A 19980-nucleotide genomic window follows, 5' to 3' on the forward strand; every position below is an offset into this window, starting at 1 on the left:
TGCGAACTAGGCCTTAGGAACTGGCGCGCATCGGATCAGTTCTCCCCTCCTCCCCCGCGAGAAGGAAGAACCGTCATGAGCACCGATCCCAACGACAAGGCCGCCGTCGAGCAGCGCCTCTGGAAGGAGCTGGACCACGCCCGGTTCGGCATGCTGGGCCTGACGGACAGTCACCAGCATTTCCAGCCGATGACCGCCTTCGCCGAGCCCGAGAGCGGCCAGATCTGGTTCTTCACCAAGGCCGACGCCGATCTGGCCAAGAGCGCCGGCGGCGGGGCCCAGGCGATGTTCATCGTCCAGGCCAAGGACCAGGACTTCCAGGCCTGCATCGGCGGCGTGCTGTCCACGGCGCGGGACACCGCCCGCATCGACAAGTACTGGAATCCGATGGTCGCGGCCTGGTTTCCGGACGGCAAGGACGACCCGTCCCTGACCCTGCTGCGGCTGGACGCCAAGGACGCCGAACTGTGGATCTTCAAGGGCGGCGCGATCCGCTTCGCCTGGGAAGTGGCCAAGGCCAACCTGACCGACAGCCCGCCCGACCTGGGCGACAAGGCCCACATCAGCCTGGGATAGGCGCCCGCCCTCGAGAAGCAAATTCGCTTTCGACATTCGCTGGCGAAAGTTCACTTAGGACGTGCGCTTCGCGCAAAGCGACAGCGTTATCAACTGTTCCTGTAATGTCGGGTTCCCGACGCAATCAATAGCGCGTTCTGAACCCTATCAGGTGTTCTGCATTTGTGTCGACTACTCGACAGCACCGATGCGAGTTCCAACCTATAGCTTCAAACTTTACCGCATACCGGTGATCGATTCGCTCGACGGGACCGTCGCACCTTTGAAAAATCGTCTGCTCGCCGCCCTGCCGTCCGAGGATTTCGGGCTGATCGCGCCCCATCTCACCCAACATGAGCTGGAAAAGGGCCGACATCTCTGCGAGCCGGGCGATCCGGTCGACGTCATCTATTTCCCGCACGACTGCGTCATCTCGCTGATGACGTTGATGGAGAACGGCGCGGCGATCGAGTCGGCGACAGTGGGCCGCGAGGGCGCCCTGGGCCTGATGGCCGCCGTGGCGCCGCGCCAGTCGCTGGTGCGGGCCATCGTCCAGGCGCCCGGCGTCGCTTCGCGGATCAGCGCCTCGGCCCTGCACGACGCCTGGGTGCGCAGCCCCACCCTGCGCGACCTGGTCGACCGTCACAACGAGGCGCTGTTCGGCCATGCGATCCAGTCGGTTGCCTGCAACGCCCTGCACGGGGTCGAGGCCCGGTTCTGCCGCTGGCTGCTGTCGTGCCGCGATCGCATCGACGGCGACACCATCAGCCTGACCCAGGAATTCCTGGCCGACATGCTGGGCGTCCAGCGCACCACGGTCACCGCCGTGGCTGGTTCGCTGCAGGCCAAGGGCCTGATCCGCTATCGCCGCGGCGTCGTCGACATCCTCGACCGGGCCGGTCTCGAGGCCATGACCTGCGAGTGCTACGCCGCCGTCCGCCGGGGCTACGAGCGCCTGCTGCCGCTTCCCTTCGGCTGAAGCCTCCCCATCTCCAACGACGCGTTGGAGAGGAGGCCCGCATGATCGTCCGCAATTGGCATGGCCGGGTGCCGGCCGCCCTGGCCGACCGTTATCTGGCCCTGATGCGCGAAGTGGCCCTGCCCGACTACAAGTCGACGCCCGGCAACCTCGGCGCCTGGTGCCTGACCCGGCGCGAGGGCGAGATCACGCATTTCGAGATGCTGACCTTCTGGACCGATCTGGACGCCGTCAAACGCTTCGCCGGCGAGGATTTCGAGCACGCCAAGTACTACGACTTCGACGCCGAGTTCCTGATCGAGAAGGAACCCCGCGTGCGGCACTACGAGGCTGTGAACGAGTAGCTACCGCTTGCGGGTCGGGAACGGCGCGTGGGCCAGGCGCAGCAGGTTGGCCGCGCCGGGGGCGCCGAACGGCGTGCCCGCGACGATCAGCACGCGCTCGCCCGGCCCGACCAGCTTCAGCTCGACGGCCTTGGCGACGGCGTCCGAGGTGACGACCTCCAGGCTGTCGGGCTGACCGCTGACGCGGGCCTCCACGCCCCAGACCAGGCACATGCGGCGCACGGCCTCGATGCGCGGCGACAGGGCCAGCACCGGCTGCAGCGGCCGCTCGCGCGACAGGCGGCGGGCGGTGGCGCCGGTGGTGGTGAAGGCCACCAGGCACTTGGTCGAGCCGGCCTTGGCGGCCTGGGCCGCGGCCACCACCAGGACGTCGGCGTCCTCGTCGTTGTGCGGCTGTTCGGCCTGCATCAGCTCGGGCCAGCGCGGATCGCGCTCCACCCGCTCGATGATGCGGCTCATCATCGCCACCGACTCTTCGGGATAGTCGCCCGCTGCGCTTTCCGCGGAAAGCATGACCGCGTCCGCGCCCTCGTAGACGGCGTTGGCGACGTCCGAGGCCTCGGCCCGGGTCGGGGTCGGCGAGCTGGTCATCGACTCCAGCATCTGGGTGGCGACGATCACCGGAATGCCGCGCTCGCGGGCGGCGCGCAGGATGACCTTCTGGGCCACCGGCACCTCTTCGGGGGCCATCTCGACGCCCAGGTCGCCACGGGCCACCATCACGCCGTCGCAGAGGTCGAGGATCGGGCCCAGCACTTCCAGGGCCTGGGGCTTCTCGATCTTGGCCAGCACGGCGGCGCGGCCTTCGACGATGCGGCGCAGCTCGGCCATGTCTTCCGGCGCCTGCACGAACGACAGGGCGATCCAGTCCACGCCCAGCCGCAAGGCGAAGGCCAGGTCTTCGCGGTCCTTCGGCGTCAGCGGCGACATCGGGATCACGACGTCCGGCACGGCCACGCCCTTGCGTTCCGACAGTTTGCCGCCGTTGACGACCGTGGTGTTGGCGTAGCCGGGACCCGCGTCGGTCACCGTCATCCGCAGCTTTCCGTCGTCCAGCAGCAGGGTCGCGCCGGGGCGCATGGCCACCAGGATCTCGGGGTGCGGCAGGTGCACGCGCGTCTCGTCGCCCGGCGTCGGGTCGTTGTCGAACCGGAAGGCCTGGCCGGCCTTCAGCGTCACCGGACCATCGGAGAACTTGCCCACGCGCAGCTTGGGGCCCTGCAGGTCGGCCAGGATGCCCAGCGGGCGGCCGACGACCTTTTCGGCGTCACGAATAAACTTGTACGAGGCGGCGTGGTTGTCGTGGCTGCCGTGGCTGAAGTTCAGGCGGAACACGTCCGCCCCGGCCTTGGCCAGGGTGATGATCATCTCCGGCGAGCTGCTGGCCGGACCGATGGTGGCGACAATGCGGGAGCGGCGCGCGCGGATCATGAACCTGCTCCGGAGAGGCTAGAAAATGCTGCAATGCGGCAGAAAATACCGCAGAGCGGAAAGGATTTGCTTTGGGCGAACGTCATTCTCGAATTTCGCACCTGACAACGTTGTCTAGCGGTCCGAGCCTGGATTCGCCATCGCTGACTTAGCGTCAACTCCAAAGGCTTTCCACCTCCATAAGAAAATATGGGGAACGGCAAGCTTGGAGAGATCAACGCTCGAAGCGGGTTCGGGTCGCTCGGCGTCCCCGAATCCTAGCCCACCGGGCCGGTGGATTCCCGGACGACCAGCTCGAAATCCAGCAGGCGCGAAGGCGGCGGCGCGTCGCCCTCGGCTCGGGTCGCGCCGGTCAGCAGCAGGTCGGCGGCGGCCGCGGCCATGGCCTGGATCGGCTGGCGCACCGTGGTCAGTTGCGGCCAGACCACCTTGGCGCCGGGCGTGTCGTCGAAGCCGGCCACCGACAGGGTCTGCGGCACCTCCAGGCGCAGACGGTTGGCCACCGCCATCACGCCCAGGGCCATGTCGTCGTTCGAGGCGAAGATCGCCGTGGGGCGGTCGGTCCGGTTCAGCAGCCGCTCGGCCGCCTCGAAGCCCGAGCGGAACGAGAACCAGCCCTGCTCGACATGCTCCTCGCGCACGGCGTGGCCGTGCTCCTTCATCGCCGCGACATAGCCCTCGTAGCGCAGGTGCGAGGCGCCGTGTTCGGGGTGGCCCTTGATGAAGCCGATGTCGGTATGGCCCAGGCCGATCAGGTGGGCGGTCATCTCGTAGGCGGCGCGCACGTCGTCCATGCGCACGTGGGCCGAGCGGTCCAGGTCCTGGTCGGGCGACAGCCGCACATAGGGCACGCCCTCGGCTTCCAGCACGTCCAGCACCGCGACGTTGTCGCAGACCGGCGGGGTCAGGATCACGCCGTCCATCCGCAGGGTGTGCAGCATCGGCTCCACCTGGGCGGCCACGTCGCCGGTCGAGTCCAGCGGCTCGACGATCAGGTGGTAGCCCTCTTCCCGGCAGCGGGCGATCGCGCCCAGCTGCACGTCGGTGACGTAGGCGGGGCTCGGGTTGTCGAAGAACACGCCGATCAGATAGGCCTTCGACCCCGCCAGGCTGCGGGCCGAGATGTTGGGTCGGTAGTTCAGGGCCGCGACGGCTTCCTGCACCCGCACGCGCGTGTCGTTCTTCACGTTCGGCTCGCGGTTCAGCACCCGCGAAACGGTCTTGATCGATACGCCCGACATGCGGGCGACCTCGTGGATCGTAACCTTGGAACTCAAGACCGGCCTCGCGAAGCGTCGGAAAATCGACAAGCGACGCAATAAAGGCATGACAGCCTTGTCAAGGCGAGCCCACCTCAAGCGGAAATCTCGCCTTGAGCGATCGGAAACGGGCCCGACCGGACGAAAAGCCTTATGAAATGGCCGCGCGACCGTCCGGCGTCATGGCCACGGCCGCCCCGATCAGGGCGGTGTGGGGGTTCATGACGACATGCGTGGGGATGTCCTTGGTGTAGCCGCTGAGCCGGCCCTTCGACTCGAATCGCTCGCGGAACTGGCCGTGCTCCAGCAGGTCGATGATCCGCGGCGCGATGCCGCCGGCGATGAACACCCCGCCCCGCGCGCCCAGCGCCAGGGCCAGGTCGCCGGCCGCCGAACCCAGGATGGCGCAGAACCGGTCGATCGTGACCTTGCAGCAGGCGTCGCCGGCCACGGCGTGTTCGGTGATCTGCTTGGCGGTCAGGGCCTGCGCCTCGCGCCCTTCGATCCGGGCCAGGATCACGTGCAGGTCCTCGATGCCGGGGCCCGACAGGATGCGCTCGATCGAGCAGCGGCCGTGCTCCTTGGTCAGGGCGCGGAGGATCTCGATCTCGGTGTCGTCGAACGGCGCGAAGGCGATGTGGCCGCCTTCGGTGGTCAGCGGCGTCTCGACGCCGTGCCGGCGCACCATGCCCGCCGCGCCGAAGCCGGTGCCCGGGCCGAGGATCGCCAGGTCGCCCTCGCCCGAGGTCTGCAGCGGGCCGATCTGGCGCAGGTCCTTGGGGGTCAGGCGCGGGGCCGCCAGGGCCTGGGCGGTGAAGTCGTTGATCAGCTTGGCCGTGCGGAAACCGCCGGCCCGGCGCAGGCCGTCTTCCGACAGCTTCCAGTCGCTGTTGGTGAAGTGCACGGCGCCGTGCTCGATCGGGCCGGCGACGGCGACGACCGCCTGGTCGGGGTGCTTGAGCCCCATCTTGGCCAGATAGGCTTCGACCGCGTCCTCGGCCTGTTCGTAGTCCTCGCCCTTGTAGGACGTCGGTTCGATCAGCTGGGGATCGGCCCCATCGAAATCGACCAGGGCAAACCGCGCGTTGGTTCCGCCGATGTCGCCGACCAGGCCAAGCCCGATGGAGTTCAAACCGCTCATAGTCTTCACGTCCTAAGCAAACAGCACGGAGCCGCCGTGGTCGGCCGCGCCGACCCCAGCCCGCATCCAGCCGAAGAGTTCCCGCCCAAAGCCCGGCTTGGACGCCGGGACGCTCGCCGGCGTGCGAGCGCGAAGAACCGCCTCGTCCACCAGGATTTTCAGTTCGCCCGTGTGGGCGTTCAGAGAGATCACGTCGCCGTCCTGGACATAGGCCAGGGCCCCGCCCTTGGCCGCTTCCGGCGTGACGTGGATGGCCGCCGGGGTCTTGCCCGAGGCGCCCGACATCCGGCCGTCGGTGACCAGGGCCACCTTGAAGCCGCGGTCCAGCAGCACCGAGATCGACGGCGACAGGTTGTGCAGTTCGGGCATGCCGTTGGCCGACGGCCCCTGGAAGCGCACCACCACCACGACGTCGCGGTCGAGTTCGCCGCGCTTGAAGGCGGCGATGAAGTCTTCCTGTTCCTGGAACACCGCCGCCGGGGCGGTGATCACCTGGTGCTCGGGCTTCACGGCCGAGACCTTGATCACGCCGCGACCGAGGTTCCCGGTCAGCAGGCGCAGGCCGCCTTCCGGGCTGAACGGATCGGAGGCCGGGCGCAGGATGTTGAGATCCAGCGACTCTTCGGCCCCCTCGCGCCAGGCCAACTCGCCATCGACCAGGATCGGCTCCTGGGTGTAGCGCGACAGGCCCTGTCCAACGACCGTCAGCACATCCTCGTGGGCTAGGCCGGCCTTGAGCAGTTCCTTGACCACGAAGTGGATGCCGCCGGCGGCGTGGAACTGGTTCACGTCGGCCGAACCGTTCGGATAGACCTTGGCCAGCAGCGGCGTGTTCTTGGAGATATCGTCCAGGTCTTCGAGCGTCAGGATGATGCCGGCCGCATGGGCCATGGCCACCAGGTGCAGGGCCAGGTTGGTCGAGCCGCCGGTGGCCATCAGGCCGACCACGCCGTTGACCACGGCCTTCTCGTCGATCATTCGCCCGACCGGGATCCAGTCGTTGCCCTTGTGGGTGATGGCGGCCACGCGCTTGGCGGCTTCCTTCACCAGCGCCGTGCGCAGCGGGGTGTGCGGATGGACGAAGGCCGAGCCCGGCAGGTGCAGGCCCATCAGCTCCATCAGCATCTGATTGGTGTTGGCCGTGCCGTAGAAGGTGCAGGTGCCGGGGCCGTGGTAGCTGGCGCTCTCGGCGGCCAGCAGTTCCTCGCGGCCGACCTTGCCCTCGGCGTAGAGGGCGCGGATGCGGGCCTTTTCCGAATTGGGCAGGCCCGAGGTCATCGGGCCGGCCGGCACGAACATCGCCGGCAGGTGGCTGAAGGTCAGGGCGCCGATCAGCAGGCCCGGCACGATCTTGTCGCAAACGCCCAGGTACAGCGCGCCGTCGAAGGCGTCGTGGGTCAGGGCGATGCCCGTGGCCATGGCGATCACGTCGCGCGAGAACAGCGACAGCTCCATGCCCGGACGGCCCTGGGTGACGCCGTCGCACATGGCCGGCACGCCGCCGGCGAACTGGGCGGTGGCCCCGACCTCGCGCGCGGCGTCCTTGATCAGCGCCGGGTACTCTTCCAGCGGCTGGTGGGCCGACAGCATGTCGTTATAGGCCGAGACGATGCCCAGGTTGGGAGCGTTGACGTCCAGGGCGCGGACCTTGTCCACCGCCGGTGACGCGGCGAAGGCGTGGGCCCAGTTGGCGCAGCTGAGCTTGGCGCGGCCCGGCTGGGCCGCCGCCGCGGCGTCGAGATTGGCCAGATAGGTCGCGCGGGTGTCGCGGCTGCGCTCGATGATCCGCGCGGTGACTTCGGCGATTACGGGATGCATGGCCATGGTGCTACTCCGCCCACAGGATACGGACCGGGGCGCGGTCCTGGTTCAGAATCGCGGCGATCGGCAAGGCTTGATCGACCGGACCTTCGAGCAACGTCTTCTTGGCGGCGCTGGTGATCAGCAGGACGATCAGCGACGACTGGATCAACGCCTGGAAGGTCAGGCTGATCCGGGGCAGGTCCGGGGCCGGCTGGCCGGGCGGCACGGCGATCACGGTGCGCTCGGACTTGGGGTCCAGCCCTTCCGCCAGTTTCGGATTGCCGGGGAACAGCGACGCGAAGTGGCCGTCCGGGCCGACGCCCAGCAGGGTGACGCCGAACGGCAGCGCCTTGGCGACGCCGGCCTCGGCCTTGGCCGCGACCTCGTCCTGGGCCACGCCGTCGAAGAACAGCGGCGCGAAGCCGGCCTTGGCCGCCTCGCCCTGCAGCAGGTGCCGGCGGACCAGCCCCTCGTTGCTGCTGGGATCGGACGGCGGCACGAAGCGCTCGTCGGTCAGGGTGACCACGACCTTGTCCCAGGGGACCGTCATCGTCGCCAGGCGGTCATAGACCGGGGCCGGCGTGGAGCCGCCGGTGGCGGCGAACCCGGCCTGGCCGCGCTTGGCCACAGCCTCGGTCAGGGCCGAGGCCACGACCGAGGCGGCGGCGTCGTACAGCGCCTCGCGCGACGGGAAGGCCTCGATCTTGGGGAGGGTCATTACGCTCACCCTATTCGTTCCAGGCCCGGCCTTGCGGCGAGATCAGCGCCGAGGCGCTGTGCGGACCCCAGGTGCCGGCGGCGTAGGGCGCGGGCTCGATCTTGGCCTCGGCCCAGGCGGCCGACACGCCGTCCACGAACTTCCAGGCCTGCTCGACCTCGTCACGCCGCACGAACAGGGTGCGGTCGCCGCGGAACACGTCCAGCAGCAGCTTCTCGTAGGCGATCCGTCGACGGCTGCCGGCCGCGCTCATGGCCAGGGACAGCGGCAGCGACTGCAGGCGCATGCCCTCTTCCGACAAGCCCGGGCGCTTGGTCATCACGGTCAGCGAGATGTCCTCGTCCGGCTGCAGGTCGATGACCAGGCGGTTGGCCTTGGTCTCGGCCTGGGCGGCCACGCCGAAGATGTTGTGCGGCACGGGCTTGAACTGCACGACGATCTGGGTGCGGCGGTCGGGCAGGTTCTTGCCGGTGCGCAGGAAGAACGGCACGCCGGCCCAGCGCCAGTTGTCGATGTCGACCTTCAGGGCCACGAAGGTCTCGGTCTTGGAGCCCTTGCCCACCTCGTCCAGATAGCCCTCGCGCGCCGTGCCCTCGACCACGCCGCCCACATATTGGCCGCGCACGGTGTCGTGGGCGACATTGGCCTTGGTGAAGGGGCGCAGGCTGCGCAGCACCTTGACCTTCTCGTCGCGGACGGCGTCCGGATCGAAGCCCGAGGGGGCCTCCATGGCGACCAGGCACAGCAGCTGAAGCAGGTGGTTCTGCAGCATGTCGCGCAGGGCGCCGTACTCGTCGTAATAGGGCCAGCGCTCGCCGACCTTCTCGGTCTCGGCGATGGTGATCTGCACGTGGTCGATGTGCTTGTTGTCCCACAGGGGCTCGAACAGCACGTTGCCGAAGCGCAGGGCGGTCAGGTTCTGGACCGTCTCCTTGCCCAGATAGTGGTCGATGCGGAAGATCTGGCTCTCGTCGACCACCGCGCCCACCGCGCCGTTGATGACGCACGAGCTGGCGAAGTCCTTGCCGATCGGCTTTTCCAGCACCAGGCGCGTCTGGGGACCGGTCAGGCCGGCCGACTGCAGGGCGGTGCAGACCGAGCCGTAGAGGCTGGGCGACAGGGCGAAGTAGATGACCAGGTCGCCGTGCTTGCCGACCTTTTCGGCCAGCGCCTTGGCGCCCTCTTCCTTGGTGATGTCGACCGACAGGTAGTCCAGGCGGGCGGCCAGGCGGTTCCACGCCGATTCCTCGACGGCGGCGCGCTTGCCCAACTGCTCGCGCACCAGCTTGCGATAGCTGTCGGCGTCGTGGTCGTGACGGGCCAGGCCGATGATCCGCAGATCGTGCGGCAGCAGGCGATCGACTTCGAGAAAATACAGCGAAGGCAGCAGCATGCGCAGGGCCAGGTCGCCCGCGCCACCCAGCAGGACCAGCACTTCCCGGCCGGTCTGATCGGCGTTCGTCTCTTTGGTCAATGTTTCCACCCTATGACAACGTTGTCATGACACGCCCGTCGGAGCAATGCAAGCGGCCCCCTAGGACGTCCCTGTCGACGTCCCGACAGGACCGCGCGCGCGGCGTCTAACTAAGGGGTTTGGGGCGGCGCCGCCAGAAGACCAATCGCTTTTCGCGCGCGAAGGTTCACCTCTGGGCAGGCAAAACGCGGCCGCCTCCGCAAGAGGCGACCGCGTGGGCAGGGTGAAAAGGTGGAATCGTTCTCTAGAGGCCGTAGGAGGCCAGCAGCTTCAGACTCAGTCGCGTGGCCTCCGGCGGCGCTTCGCTGCGGTCGTTCACGTCCTTGGCGAAGGCCTGGAACGTGGGCAGGTCGGTCAGCACGCCGGCGTCGTCGTCGCACAGGTTGACGAACAGATGGACGAAGTCGACGCCGTCGCGGAACAGCGCATAGGCGATGTTGTCGGGCCGGACGGCCTTCAGCTCGTCGAACACCTCCAGCGACAGCGCCTGGTTCTCGTCGGCGCGATCCGGCTTGGCGGCGTAGCGCACCAGTGTAACCCTCTGCATGGTCTTGGATCCTTGGATTGCGACGGCGCGGAATGCGTCCGTCATGACCAAGGACGCGGCCGCCGATGCGAAGGATTCGGTCGGAGAAATATTCCCGGACCGCGAATCCTTTCGGGGTCGCGCGTCGTCATGAAGACGGGCCCGTCGTTCGGGCGGCGCGAAGAGGACGGCACATGGCGGACGGCAACCTGGCTCCGGAGGCGTTCAGCCAGCTGATGGCGGAGCTGCGCCCCAGCCTGCATCGCTATTGCGCGCGCATGGTCGGTTCGGCCTTCGACGGCGAGGACGTGGTGCAGGAGGCCCTGGCCAAGGCGGCGCTCGCCTACCCCGCCGCCGAGCCGATCGAGCATCCCGACCGCTGGCTGTTCCGCATCGCCCACAACACCGCCCTAGACGCCCTGCGCGGCCGCAAGCGCCAGCCCCTTCTCGACGAGACGTTCAGCGAAATCGTCGATCCGGTCGCGGCCGCCGACGCCCGGGTGGCGGCGACGGCCAGCCTGGCCGTGCTGCTGCGCCTGCCGGTCGCCCAGCGTTCGTGCGTGGTGCTGATCGATGTGCTGGGCCACTCGCTGGACGAAACCGCCCAACTCCTGGACTTCACCCTGGCGGCCGCCAAGGCCGCCCTGCATCGCGGCCGCGTGCGCCTGAAGGACCTGGCCGAGGAACCGGACGTCGCCCCTCCCCGCCTGGACGCCGCCGAACGCGCGCGGCTGCGCGCCTATGCCGACCGCTTCAACGCCCGCGACTTCGACGCCCTGCGCGCCCTGCTCAGCGAGGACGTGCGGCTGGACCTGGCCAATCGGCGGCGGATCGAAGGGCGCAAGGACGTCTCGGTCTACTTCACCCACTACGCCTCGACCTCGGGCTGGCGGTTCGAGGCGGGCATGGCCGAGGGCCGCCTGGCCCTGCTGGTCAGCGATCCGGCCGATCCGACGGCCGCCGTGCGCTACGTGGTGCTGCTGGACTGGGACACCGGCGAGATCGCCGCGATCCACGACTACTTCTACGCGCCGTACGTCATGGACAGCCTGGCGATAGCGCGAACCTAGAGCGTGACAGCCGAAAGTGGATGCCGGTTTCGGCGTCTGTCACGCTCTAAATGTTTGAAGTAGAGCCTGCTAAGGCAGGCTCTAAACGCCTCGGTTGCTCGCCTGGGCCCGGAAGCGGTCCTTCATCTTGGCCACCCAGCCGTTGAAGGCCTCGTTGTCGGCGGTGACCTTGCTGAAGTCGGTGCTGGACAGGGCGCCCGGATCGGCGCCGGCCAGGGCCACGCGCAGGCCGTCGGGATTGCGCGCGCCGTCGACGAAGCCGCCGTAGCGCTGGCGCAGGCGGCCCAGCGAGGCGTCGTCGTCGGCCAGGCTGAAGGCCACGGCCGAGCGCAGCAGCTTGGACTCGTCGGCCGGGCTCAGCAGCCCCGGCGTCTTCCAGCGGTCAGCCAGGGCGCGCTCGTACAGCGCGCCGGCCTGGGGCCAGGTGTGCTGCTTCCAGGCGATCTCGGCGCGGACATCCTCGGCGTCGCGGCCCTTGTCGCTCTCGATCACCTCCAGCGCCGCATCGTAGCGGCCAAGTCCCATCAGGGCGCGGGCGGTGGCCAGGCGGCGCTCGGCGTTCAGCGCCGGCGGCAGGATCGTGGTGCGGGTGGCGTTGATGGTGTCCAGCGCGCTCTCGGGCTGGCGGTCCATCAGGTAGATCCAGGCCAGGTCCGTGGCGACCTGGGCCTTGGGCACGCCGTTCAGACGGTTGTCGACCTGGTACTTCAGCAGCTTGGCGGCTTCGTCCAGCAGGTCGACGTCGACCAGGCGGCGCACCAGGTTGCGGACCATCTGGTCGCCGTCGGCGCCGATCGGGGTCAGGTCCTGGAAGTCGTAGAACAGGCCCACCGCCTGGATCGGCTGCATGCCGTCGGCCAGGCCGTCCAGGAAAAGGGTCCGGAAGGTGGTGTTGAGGTCGTTGCGCAGGGCCACGGCCTGCGGCAGGTCGGACTGCACGTTGCTGGCCGAGTGCAGCACCTCCAGCGCCTCGCGATAGCGGCCCTGCTTGATCTGCAGCTGACCCAGCGCGCGGATGGTGTCCAGTTCGACCCCGTCGCCGCGCCAGCGGAAGCGCAGGGCGTCCAGGCCCTTGGCGGCGACGTCGGCGCTGATCTGGTTCTTGGCCAGGCGCAGCTGGATGGCGTGCAGGGTGGCGGGCGCGGCCAGGCGGTCGATGCCCGAGCGGGAGATCGCCTGGAACACCGGCAGGGCGCGGGAGTCGTTCTTGGCCTCGAAGGCCTTGGCCAGGGTCAGCCGCAGCTCCAGTTGATCCTCGACCGGGATGTTGGGCAGCTTCAGGGCCTGGTTGATCAGGCGGATGGCGGTCTCGGGCGCGCCGACGCCGACCGCCGCCTCGGCCTGGGCGCCCAGGAAGCGGGCCTGCCACAGGGCGGGGAACATGTTGAGGGCGCGCGCGCCTTCGGCGAACCGCTGGTTGGCGTCGGTCCACTGGCCGGTCTTGCTGGCGATGTAGCCGCGCCACATCGCGGCCGAGGGATCGTCGTTCAGGACCGGCGAGGCGAAGTCGGTCTCGGCCTCGGCGTACCGGCGCGCCATCACCTTGGCCACGCCGCGCAGGCCGCGGAATTCGCCGTCGCCCATCAGGGTCTGCTGGGCGCGTCCGGCGGCGTTGAGCACGCCGATGGCCTCGTACGACAGGTTCGAGCCGACCAGGAAGCGGGCCAGGGCCATGCGGGCGGCGGTGTCGTCGCCCTTGCCTTCGGGGCCGCCGGCGGCGGGAACCGCGCCGAGCAGGGCGTCGTAGCGGGCCATGAACCCGCCAGATCCGGTCTTGGCCCAGTGTTCGGGATCGATCAGGGCCGGCATCGCCATCGCCTGGGGCGCGCCGGCCCCGGCGTCGGCCAGGGCCTGGCCGCTGGAGGTCGACGACAGCAGCAGGCCCTTGGGCCGGCCGATGCGGACGATGTCGCCGTCCGAGGTCATCTGCAGGTCGCCGGAATAGCTTTCGACCGCCAGACCGGTGGCCGACTGCAGCAGGGCCATCTCGACATAGTCGCGGCGCGACGGCAGGCCCTTGGACGGCGCGAGAGCCGTGACCACGCCGAGGCGGTCGCCGACCGCCGGGTCCGAGACCCAGGCGATCCTGGTCGCGCCGGCCACGTTGGCGGTCAGGGTGGCAGGGGTGGCGTTGTCGTCCCGGGCCACGCGGATCAGGTCGGGCGAGTCCTGGTTTCCCGCGCCCAGGGCGATCGTCCAGTTGGAGCCGACGCCGTCGGCGTAGAACGGCGCGCCTTGCGGCGTGCTGATGCGCAGCGCCGCGTAGTCGGGCCCCTTGAAGGCCTGGATGTTGCGGTACTGCGGCGTGCTCAGGGGCAGCTTGCCGATGTCCAGCCGGGCGGGAGCGTCGAACACCACCCAGACCGCCTCGCCGCGACGGAACACGGCCGCGCCGGCCGGATTGGCCCAGTCGAAGCTGAGCTGGATCTGGCCCGAGACCTTCTCCAGCTTGACCGGCACGACGCCGCCGGCCGGCATCGGATTGGGACGTTGCGACACCACGGTCGCCGCCGGGACCGGGGCCGCGGCGGCGGTTTCCTGGCGGATGAACAGGTTGATGAAGTCGTCGCCGTCGGCGTTGCCGGCCCGGAAGTCGGCGTTCTCGCTCAGCGCGACCACGATCTCGACCACGCCGCCGACATGGCGCGCCTGGGCGCCCTTCACCAGGCGGGGCGGGCCGACGTTGAGGGACGAGAGATTGGGATTGGCGTCGCGCGGGAAGCGCAGGACGACGGCCGTCCCCTCGCGCCGGGCCTGCATGCCGCGCGAACCGGGGAACTCCAGCCGCGTGAAGTCGGGAGCCTGGGCGATCCGAACCTGCAGACCGGCCGGCGCGGCGGCCTTGCGAGGCGCGGCTTTACGGGGCGCGGGCTTGTGTTGAGCAGACTTGTTTGAAGCAGATGGAGAGGCGTGACGCGGCTCGGCCGAGATCGACATCGACGGGGTCGCGACCCCGAGGATGCAGATCGCCGCGACGGTCGATCTCAGAAACGCCCCCAGCTTCATGCCCCCGCTTTCGCTCCTGTCCTAGCCGGCCTTCTTGGCCGGGCTGGCGCCGGCCAGCGGCGCGGCCGCGGCTTGCGCGGGAGCGTCGGCGGCGGGCTTGTCGGCGGCGGCCAGCGCGGCGCGTTGCTTAGCGATGGCTTCGGACGACAGGCGGTTGGCCAGGCGCTCGGTCAGGATCTTGGCGTCGTTCGGCGACATGTTGGCCAGGATCATGCTGAGCGTGCGCTCCTTCATCTTGGAAGCGATCGGCAGGCGCACGCTGTCGTCCAGCACGCTCATGCGGGCGGCGGCGTCCTTGGGCTTCATGGCCGAATAGACCGTCACCATGCGCTGGGACTCGGCTTCCTTCTGGGCGTCGGCCTGACCCAGCAGGCCCTGGATCTCGCCCTTCATGCCGTTCAGCGCCTTCATCTTGGCGTCGAGCTTGCCCTCGGCGGCGGCCAGCAGCTGCAGCTGGACATCGATGTCCTGCTCGCGCTGGTCCAGCTGGCCGCGACGCTGACCCAGGCTTTGCAGCACGCGCAGTTCGGCCGGCGACAGACCGGCTTCCTTCGCCAGGTCGCTGGCCGAGGGCGCGCAGATCGGCGGCGGCGTCCTGGCGGCGGCGTCCTTGCCGGCGTCGGCGGCCGAGGTCGCCTTTTCGCCGTCAGCCTTGGCCGTGCCCTCGGCGAAGGCCTTGGCGCCGCTCAGCATGTCCGGGATGGACTTCGCGCCCGCCAGGGCGTTGACGGCGAGCACGCCGACAGCGGTGGCCCCGATGATCGGCAGGATGCGCGGAATATTTTTCATCGACGGCCCCTAAAGGTCGAACCGGGGCGCGGCGGATCTTCCGGGCCCTCGAACAGGTCATCATCTATCCGCGCCCGTGAACGCGGAGTTTCCTTTGGCGCGGAAGAGCGCGCGGCGGAAGGCGGCGGGGCGTCGCGGGGGATGCGGGCCTCGCGGTCCAGCAGCTTCTCGAAGTCCTCGGCCCGCAGGCGGCGCGAGGTTTCCGGCGGAAGCTCGGGTTCCGGTGCGCGCATCGGACGCGGCGCGGCGGCGCGAGGTTCGCTGGAGCGCGGCTCGACGGCGGCGCGGGTCGTCGCGGGCGGCGGGGTGACCATCGGCCGGTTCAGGCGCTCGTCCAGCTGGACGGCCAGGGCCTGGGCCTTGGTGATGCGGTCGGACAAGGTGTCGGCGGCCTCGTCGGTGGCGGCGCGCAGGTCGGCCAGGCCCTGCTCGGCGCGCATGGCGGCGCGGTCGAGGTCGGCCACGGCCTTGGCGAAGCCCTCGTGGCTGTCGCGCAGGGCCTTCAGCCGGCGCTCGAGGCGCACGCCGAAGGCCAGGGCGATCAGCAGCAGGACCGCCAGCAGACCGTTGAGGGCGATGGCCGTCAGACTCATTTGAGCTTCTGAACCGCCTTCTTGGCCGCCGGGGTCAGGGGCGCGTCGGCCCGCACGGCGATCGAGTGGTTGCGGCGGCCCATGCGCCCGCGGGTCAGCGGAATGGAGCCGGCGCGCAGCTCCACGGGGCTGTCGGGCGTGGCGTTCAGCATCAGGGTGTCGCCCACCTTCAGGTCCAGGACCTTGGAAAGCGGCAGCTGCTGCTCGTCGAGCACGGCGCGCACCTCCATCTGGGTCGTCCAGAGTTCGGTGGCCAAGTGGCCTTCCCAGATGTTGTCGCGACCGAACTTCTCGCCCATGAACTGCTGCAGCAGCATCTTCCGGATGGGTTCGAGGGTCGCATAGGGCAGCAGAAGCTCGATTCTGCCGCCGCGGTCTTCCATGTCGATCCGAAGCTTCACAAGAATCGCGGCGTTGGCCGGCCGGGCGATGGCGGCGAAGCGCGGGTTGGTCTCCAGGCGGTCCAGGCTGAACGCGACTGGGTGCAGGGGCTCGAAGGCCGCTTTGGCGTCGTGCAGCACCACCTCGACCATCCGCTGCACCAGCACCCGTTCGATGGTGGTGTAGGGACGGCCTTCGATGCGCATGGCCGCGGTGCCGCGACGGCCGCCCAGCAGCACGTCGACGATCGAGTAGATCAGGTTGGAGTCGACCGTCAGCAGGCCGTAGTTGTCCAGCTCCTCGGCCCGGAACACCGCCAGGATGGCGGGCAGCGGGATCGAGTTCAGATAGTCGCCGAAGCGGATCGAGCTGATGTTGTCGAGGCTGACCTCGACGTTGTCGGACGTGAAGTTGCGCAGGGACGTCGTCATCAACCGCACCAGGCGGTCGAAGACGATTTCCAGCATCGGCAGGCGCTCGTACGAGACCAGGGCCGAGTTGATGATGGCGCGGATGCCGGTGCGGTCGTCATTGCCGTCGCCGGACATGTCGAAGCCCAGCAGGCTGTCGATCTCGTCCTGGTTCAGGATGCGCTCGGCGCCCATGCCGTCGCCGCCGCCGTCGTCCCAGCCGCCCATGCCGCCGCTGAAGTCGCCGAACTCGTTGCCGCCGGCGTCCGCCGGCGGGTTTTCCGAAGCCCATTGGGCCATCGCGGCCTGATCGTCGATTTCGTCAGCCATGTCGGTTCGCCTCAACCAGCCCGAGGGCTAGTTGATCAGCATCTCCTCGATCAGCACCGCGTTCACCTTGGAGGGCGCGGCGACCAGATTAACGCGACGCAGCAGCTCGGCGCGCAGCTGATAGCTGCCCTGGCTGCCATTGAGGTCTTCCGGACGCAGTTCGCGCAGGAAGGTCTGGAACATGTCCTGCAGACGCGGGAGGTTCGGCGTCAGGTGCTCGGCCGTCTCCTCGTCGGGCAGTTCGAAGGTGAGCTTCAGCTTCAGGAAGGTCGAGCGGCCGTCGGCGGCCTGCATGTTCACGACGATGTCCGGCAGGGTGTAGAACACCACGCCGTCGGGGCCTTCCTTGATCACCGGGGCGCCGGCCACGGGCGCGGCCTCGCCGCCGCCGCCATGGCCGCCCTTCTCTTCCTTCTTCTTTTCCTTCTTCTTCGGCTTTTCGTGGCCCGCCTCGCCGTGCGCTTCGGGCTTGGGCTTCAGGAGCAGGAACGTGGTCACGCCGCCGCCGACCAGCACGACGGCCGCCGCGGCCGCGATGATGATCATCATCGGCGGCTTCTTCTTCGCCGGAGCTTCGCCCTCGACAGCGCCCTCTTCGCCTTCGGGGGCGGGTGCATCCTTGGGGGGTTTGGTGGCCACGCGCGCGGTTCCTTGGAATCTATGGATCTACTCATGCGTGGAGCATGGTTAACGATGTCTTTTGAAGGCCATTTCGCCGCAGGCTGAATCTGCCCGGCAGACTCCGTCCCAGAGGTCGCGTTAACCTTCATTATCGTTGAAATTGCTAATCTTTTCGAGTTGGCACGAGGGTTGCTTGCAGACTTGCGGCGCATTTGTCGCGCCAGCCGTCTCGGTAACCGGTCATGGACAACGCACTGTATGTGGGACTTTCGCGGCAGATGACCCTGCGCCGCGAACTCGACATCGTCGCGAACAACATCGCCAACGCGAACACGACCGGCTTCAAGGTCGAGGAGCTGATGGTCCGCACGGAGCCGGCCAAGCCGGCCCGCACCAACGGCGGCTCGTATCCCGTGAAGTTCGTGCTGGACGATGGCGTGGCGCGTGATTTCGGCCAAGGCGCCCTGACCCAGACGGGCGGCGACTTCGACCTGGCCATCGAGGGCCAGGGCTTCTTCAAGGTCTCCACCGCCGGCGGCGAGCGCTACACCCGCGACGGCCGCTTCACCATGGCTCCCGACGGCAAGCTGGTCACCCAGAACGGCGCGGCCGTGCTGGACGAAGGCGGCGGCGAAATCCTGATCGACCCGCTGAAGGGCCCGGTCACCGTCGGCAAGAACGGCACGGTCAGCCAGGGCGCCGAGCAGCTCGGCAAGATCGCCATTGTGCGCCCCACCGACCTGGCGACGTTCCGCAAGGACGGCGACAACCTCTATCGCAACACCACCAACGACACGCCCCAGGCCGCCCCGGACGCCAAGGTCCATCAGGGCATGCTGGAAGCCTCCAACGTCCAGTCGATCACCCAGATCACCAAGCTGATCGAGGTCAGCCGCGCCTATGAGAGCGTGGCCAAGATGATGGATCAAACCTCGGAACTGTCCCGGAGCGCCGTCGAGCGCCTGGGCAAGCCGCAGTAAGGATAACCAACGATGCAAGCTCTTCGCACCGCCGCGACCGGCATGTCGGCCCAACAGCTGAACGTCGAAGTCATCTCGAACAACATCGCCAACATGAACACCGTGGGCTTCAAGCGCCAACGGGCCGAGTTCCAGGACCTGATCTACCAGACCATCGAGCGGGCCGGCTCGCAGTCGTCGGGCGACGGCAACGTGGTCCCCACGGGCGTGCAGATCGGCGGCGGCGTGAAGGCCGGCTCGGTCTACCGCATCCACGAGCAGGGCACGCCGTCCATGACGAACAACGAGTTCGACGTGGCCATCCAGGGCAAGGGCTTCCTGCAGATCCTGCTGCCCTCGGGCGAAACCGCCTACACCCGGGCCGGCAACTTCTCGACCAACGACCAGGGCCAGATCGTCACCGAGGACGGCTACACCGTCCAGCCGGGGATCACGATCCCGCAGAACGCCACCGCCACCACCATCAGCAAGACCGGCCTTGTGCAGGTGAAGATGGAAGGCGACCCGGCGCCCCAGACCGTGGGTCAGCTGGAACTGGCCAACTTCATGAACGAAGGCGGCCTGGAAGCCATCGGCGACAACCTGTTCATGGAAACCGCCGCCTCGGGCGCCGCCAACATCGCCGCCCCCGGCCAGCCGGGCTTCGGCACCCTGCTGCAGAACTACACCGAAGCCTCGAACGTCGACTCGGTCAGCGAAATCACCGCCCTGATCGTCGCCCAGCGCGCCTACGAGATGAACTCCAAGGTCATCACCACGGCCGACCAGATGCTCCAGGCAACCTCGAACCTGAGGTCGTAAGTTCATGAAAGCCCTCATCGTTTCCCTCGCCGCCCTGCTGGTCGCCACCCCGGCCCTGGCCGGCACGACCGTCTCGCTGCGGTCCGACACCACCGACGCCGACGGCCGCATCACCCTGGGCGAGTTGTTCGACGGGGCCGGCGCGGCCTCGGACGTGGTCGTCGCCAGCCGCATGGGACCGTCGGCCGTGCTGGACGCCGGCGCGGTGCAGATCGCCGCCCGTCGGGCCGGCCTGGACTGGGCCAACAGCAACGGCGTGCGCCGGATCATCGTCCGCCAGGGCTCCGGCTCTGGCTCGGATGGGGGCCTGGCCGGCGCCCCGCGCGGCAACGTGGAAGTTCTTGCCTACGCCCGCAGCCTGGCGACCGGCGAGATGGTCCAGCCGGAAGACCTGGTCTGGGTGAAGATGGCCGCCAGCCCGTCGGACGCCCCCCGCGACGCCGACGCCGTGATCGGCATGACCGTCAAACGCCCGCTGCGCCAGGGTTCGGCCGCCAGCCTGCGCGACGTCTCGACCCCGCAGGTCATCAAGGCGGGCGATATCGTCGCAGTCACCTACGAGGACGCCGGCGTGGCGCTCACTTTGCAAGGGAAAGCAATGGCGGCCGCGGCCATCGGCGAAAGCCTGATGGTCCAGAACACCGCCAGCAAGAAGATCATCGAGACCGTGGTCACCGGACCCGGCTCGACCGCCGTCGGCCCCCAGGCGATGCGCCTGAAGGCCAACCGTAACAACACGCTGCGCTACGCCGCTCGCTGAGAAGGTCAC

Annotated in this window: 19 protein-coding genes; 7 read left to right on the forward strand and 12 right to left on the reverse strand. The window is 68.7% G+C overall.

All coding sequences use genetic code 11. The features are described 5' to 3' along the window. Positions 1–75 precede the first annotated feature (75 nt). The 3 genes from AC1DMQ_RS11295 to AC1DMQ_RS11305 all read left to right on the forward strand — a co-directional run bounded on the left by AC1DMQ_RS11295 (position 76) and on the right by AC1DMQ_RS11305 (position 1878). Positions 76–576: a pyridoxamine 5'-phosphate oxidase family protein gene (locus AC1DMQ_RS11295; RefSeq protein WP_477033654.1), complete on the forward strand. Its 501-nt coding sequence runs from the start codon at positions 76–78 to the stop codon at positions 574–576. Positions 577–838: 262 nt separating this feature from the next. Continuing rightward, positions 839–1534, forward strand: a complete 696-nt coding sequence (locus tag AC1DMQ_RS11300) for a Crp/Fnr family transcriptional regulator (RefSeq protein WP_477033655.1) — start codon at positions 839–841, stop codon at positions 1532–1534. 41 nt (positions 1535–1575) lie between these two features. Next, the gene (locus tag AC1DMQ_RS11305) at positions 1576–1878 is read left to right on the forward strand and encodes an antibiotic biosynthesis monooxygenase (RefSeq protein WP_477033656.1); all 303 of its coding nucleotides are present in this window, start codon (positions 1576–1578) and stop codon (positions 1876–1878) included. Here the strand turns inward: AC1DMQ_RS11305 and pyk are convergent, their stop codons facing one another. From pyk to AC1DMQ_RS11340, 7 genes are all read right to left on the reverse strand, one after another. Continuing rightward, positions 1879–3309 (reverse strand): pyruvate kinase, encoded by a 1431-nt coding sequence (pyk, locus tag AC1DMQ_RS11310; protein ID WP_477033657.1) that lies wholly within the window; start codon positions 3307–3309, stop codon positions 1879–1881. A gap of 257 nt (positions 3310–3566) precedes the next feature. Continuing rightward, positions 3567–4586: a LacI family DNA-binding transcriptional regulator gene (locus AC1DMQ_RS11315; RefSeq protein ID WP_477033658.1), complete on the reverse strand. Its 1020-nt coding sequence runs from the start codon at positions 4584–4586 to the stop codon at positions 3567–3569. A 133-nt stretch (positions 4587–4719) separates the two neighbouring features. Next, on the reverse strand, positions 4720–5709 hold the full coding sequence (gene glk, locus AC1DMQ_RS11320; RefSeq protein ID WP_477033659.1) for a glucokinase: 990 nt from the start codon (positions 5707–5709) through the stop codon (positions 4720–4722). Between the two features lie 12 nt (positions 5710–5721). Beyond that, positions 5722–7533: a phosphogluconate dehydratase gene (gene edd, locus AC1DMQ_RS11325; protein WP_477033660.1), complete on the reverse strand. Its 1812-nt coding sequence runs from the start codon at positions 7531–7533 to the stop codon at positions 5722–5724. A gap of 4 nt (positions 7534–7537) precedes the next feature. Beyond that, positions 7538–8230: a 6-phosphogluconolactonase gene (pgl, locus tag AC1DMQ_RS11330; protein WP_477033661.1), complete on the reverse strand. Its 693-nt coding sequence runs from the start codon at positions 8228–8230 to the stop codon at positions 7538–7540. 10 nt (positions 8231–8240) lie between these two features. Further along, on the reverse strand, positions 8241–9704 hold the full coding sequence (gene zwf / locus AC1DMQ_RS11335; RefSeq protein ID WP_477033662.1) for a glucose-6-phosphate dehydrogenase: 1464 nt from the start codon (positions 9702–9704) through the stop codon (positions 8241–8243). A 244-nt stretch (positions 9705–9948) separates the two neighbouring features. Further along, positions 9949–10251: a hypothetical protein gene (locus tag AC1DMQ_RS11340; RefSeq protein ID WP_477033663.1), complete on the reverse strand. Its 303-nt coding sequence runs from the start codon at positions 10249–10251 to the stop codon at positions 9949–9951. Between the two features lie 173 nt (positions 10252–10424). On the opposite strand from AC1DMQ_RS11340, the gene AC1DMQ_RS11345 reads away from it, so the two are divergent. Beyond that, the gene (locus AC1DMQ_RS11345) at positions 10425–11300 is read left to right on the forward strand and encodes a sigma-70 family RNA polymerase sigma factor (protein WP_477033664.1); all 876 of its coding nucleotides are present in this window, start codon (positions 10425–10427) and stop codon (positions 11298–11300) included. 81 nt (positions 11301–11381) lie between these two features. Here the strand turns inward: AC1DMQ_RS11345 and AC1DMQ_RS11350 are convergent, their stop codons facing one another. From AC1DMQ_RS11350 to fliL, 5 genes are read right to left on the reverse strand one after another with little or no spacing between them, the layout of a single operon-like run. Continuing rightward, complete coding sequence (locus AC1DMQ_RS11350; protein ID WP_477033665.1) at positions 11382–14306, reverse strand: endoglucanase; 2925 nt, start codon at positions 14304–14306, stop codon at positions 11382–11384. A 21-nt stretch (positions 14307–14327) separates the two neighbouring features. Then, positions 14328–15095: a MotE family protein gene (locus AC1DMQ_RS11355; RefSeq protein WP_477033666.1), complete on the reverse strand. Its 768-nt coding sequence runs from the start codon at positions 15093–15095 to the stop codon at positions 14328–14330. Then, complete coding sequence (locus tag AC1DMQ_RS11360) at positions 15092–15688, reverse strand: DUF6468 domain-containing protein (protein ID WP_477033667.1); 597 nt, start codon at positions 15686–15688, stop codon at positions 15092–15094. Before AC1DMQ_RS11360 ends, AC1DMQ_RS11355 begins: the two co-directional genes overlap by 4 nt. After that, the gene (gene fliM, locus AC1DMQ_RS11365; protein ID WP_477033668.1) at positions 15685–16809 is read right to left on the reverse strand and encodes a flagellar motor switch protein FliM; all 1125 of its coding nucleotides are present in this window, start codon (positions 16807–16809) and stop codon (positions 15685–15687) included. Before fliM ends, AC1DMQ_RS11360 begins: the two co-directional genes overlap by 4 nt. Positions 16810–16836: 27 nt before the next feature. Continuing rightward, the gene (gene fliL / locus AC1DMQ_RS11370; RefSeq protein WP_477033669.1) at positions 16837–17448 is read right to left on the reverse strand and encodes a flagellar basal body-associated protein FliL; all 612 of its coding nucleotides are present in this window, start codon (positions 17446–17448) and stop codon (positions 16837–16839) included. 224 nt (positions 17449–17672) lie between these two features. Here fliL and flgF point away from each other — a divergent pair, with 224 nt between their 5' ends. From flgF to flgA, 3 genes are read left to right on the forward strand one after another with little or no spacing between them, the layout of a single operon-like run. Next, positions 17673–18410, forward strand: coding sequence for a flagellar basal-body rod protein FlgF (flgF, locus tag AC1DMQ_RS11375; protein WP_477033670.1), 738 nt, complete (start codon positions 17673–17675; stop codon positions 18408–18410). A gap of 12 nt (positions 18411–18422) precedes the next feature. After that, positions 18423–19211 (forward strand): flagellar basal-body rod protein FlgG, encoded by a 789-nt coding sequence (gene flgG, locus AC1DMQ_RS11380; RefSeq protein ID WP_477033671.1) that lies wholly within the window; start codon positions 18423–18425, stop codon positions 19209–19211. A 4-nt stretch (positions 19212–19215) separates the two neighbouring features. Next, entirely contained in the window at positions 19216–19971 is a 756-nt protein-coding gene (flgA, locus tag AC1DMQ_RS11385) for a flagellar basal body P-ring formation chaperone FlgA (RefSeq protein WP_477033672.1), read from the forward strand. Positions 19972–19980: the final 9 nt, after the last annotated feature.

It is taken from the genome of Caulobacter sp. 05L422, assembly GCF_056397765.1.